The organism is Thiohalocapsa sp. (assembly GCF_019695415.1).
In the GTDB taxonomy this organism is placed as follows: Bacteria; Pseudomonadota; Gammaproteobacteria; order Chromatiales; family Chromatiaceae; genus Thiohalocapsa.
In genome coordinates, this window is sequence record NZ_JAIFKJ010000468.1 from 1 (window position 1) to 1,539 (window position 1,539).

1 protein-coding gene is annotated in these 1,539 nt (G+C 61.3%); it reads right to left on the bottom strand.

Features of this window, described 5'->3' with window-relative positions:
- On the bottom strand, positions 1–1,443 hold a 1,443-nt coding region (locus I6U14_RS13050), incomplete at its 3' end, for an endonuclease MutS2 (protein ID WP_367115668.1).
- Positions 1,444–1,539: the final 96 nt, after the last annotated feature.

Consider the following 1,539-nt stretch of genomic DNA (forward strand, 5'->3'; position numbering starts at 1 on the left):
CGTCTCTGAGTCGAACTCGACGCAGGCGTTGCGCACGCCAGGCGTAAGCTGAGCGTAGGTCTTCAGCTCTGGGTAAGGCGTGGCCACCAGCGTGGTCGAGCGCCGCTCGCGGAAATGATCCAGGATAGCGTGGGCCAACGCCGCCCCTTCCGCCGGGTCGGTGCCGGCGCCCAGCTCATCCAGCAGCACCAGACTGTGGGCGTCGGATTGTCCGAGGAACGAGATGATGTTGGTCAGGTGCGCGGAGAACGTGGAAAGGCTCTGCTCAATCGACTGTTCGTCGCCGATGTCGGCGTAGACCATTTCGAAGGGGGAAAGGGCCGATTCCGGCGCGACGGGAATGTGCAAGCCGGCCTGGGCCATCAGCGTCAACAAGCCCACCGTCTTCAAGCTGACCGTCTTTCCGCCGGTGTTGGGGCCGGTCAGCACCAGGATGTGGGTCTCTTCGTCCAGCACCACGTCGATGGGCACCACGCTCTCCGGATCAAGCAGAGGATGCCGGGCGCTGAAGAAACGAAGGGTGGAGCCTGGATGACCATTTTCCGACTCGGCGCGGAAGGGAACCAGTTCGGGAGCGGTGGCTGTTATATCCTCGGCATATTTCGCCTTGGCAAAGGTCAAATCCAGCTCCGCCAGCGTCTCCACGGTCCGGGCGATGTCCTCCGCGTGGTCGGCGACCAGGCTGGATAGCGAGGCCAAAATGCGCCGCACCTCCTCCCGTTCCTCCAACTGTAACTCGCGCCAGGTGTTGTTCAGATCGACGACGGAGAGCGGCTCGATGAACAGCGTCACACCGGAGGCCGACCGGTCGTGGACGACGCCGGGGATGCGCTCCTTGAATTTGGCCTTGATAGGGATCACATAGCGCCCCTCGCGTTGGGTGATCAACGTTCGCTGCAGGTAGGAGGCATTGCGGGATGATTGAACGATGTTTTGTAGCTTATCCTGCAATCGCTGGTGAGCGACCTCCACGGCGCGGCGAATGCGGGCCAGTTCAGAGGAGGCGTCGTCGCGTATATCCCCGTGCTGGTCCAGACAACGGTTGACCTCTTCGATGATAGTGGGACAGGGCCGGATGCTGGCCGCCACATGCGCCCGATGTGGAAATTGATTCTTCTGGCCAGTCAACGTGCGGTGAAGCGTGCGCCCGGCGACGAGAGTATCACGCACATTGAGCAGATCACGCGGGGAAAGCACCTTCCCCCGTTCGGCGTCGGCCGTCAGCGGACGCACATCGTGAGCGCCGCCCAACGAGGTGGCGGGATTGGTATCCAGTATCTCCCGTGCCTCGCTCGTCGTCTCCAACCGCGTCCGGACTGTCTCCAGGTCAGTCGCGGGCTTGAGAGCGAGGGCCTTTTCCTCACCGGCCGAGAAGCTGGCGTAGGCGGACAGACGGCCAAGAATCTTGGGATAGCCCAGAGTAGAGAGATGTTTAATTCGCATATTAGCTAAGTGCCTAGATCATAGACATAAATCGCTGGCGGGCGCGCGCCGAACCAGAACCTTTGAGACCTATAAAGCATAAGCATCCCCTGATTG